The 510-nt window shown below is 58.0% G+C and carries 1 protein-coding gene; it reads right to left on the reverse strand.

Features of this window, described 5'->3' with window-relative positions; all coding sequences use genetic code 11:
* On the reverse strand, positions 1-510 hold a 510-nt coding region (locus XH98_RS12895), incomplete at both ends, for a hypothetical protein (protein WP_271618803.1).

The following is a 510-nucleotide window of genomic DNA, read 5'->3' on the forward strand; positions in this document are numbered from 1 at the left end:
AACCCCTTCCTGATGTCCAGCCTAAACTTCCCCTGCCTCAGCTTAACTCCATTCCCGCGGGTCCTGTCGCTGGTGTTAATGGAGAAAAGGTCTCCTGCCTCTCGACACCCCCTTACGAGGAAGTTGTAGACTGCGATGAGGTCTCCCCTCAGCCTCCTCTTCTCCAGGCTGAACAGGCCCAGTGCCCTCAGCCGTTCCTCGTACGTCTTCCCCTCCAGGCCTTTCACCATCTTCGTAGCCCTCCTCTGGACACTCTCCAACAGTTTCATGTCCTTTTTATACTGTGGTGCCCAGAACTGCACACAGTACTCGAGGTGAGGCCGCACCAGCGCAGAGTAGAGCGGGACAATCACCTCCCTCGACCTACTAGCGATGCCGTGCTTGATGCACCCCAGGACACGGTTGGCCCTCCTGGCTGCCAGGGCACACTGCTGGCTCATATTCAACTTGCTGTCTACCACGACCCCCAGATCCCTCTCTTCTAGGCTGCTCTCCAGCGTCTCATCGCCC

The organism is Bradyrhizobium sp. CCBAU 51745, from assembly GCF_028128715.1.
Classification (GTDB): domain Bacteria; phylum Pseudomonadota; class Alphaproteobacteria; order Rhizobiales; family Xanthobacteraceae; genus Bradyrhizobium; species Bradyrhizobium manausense.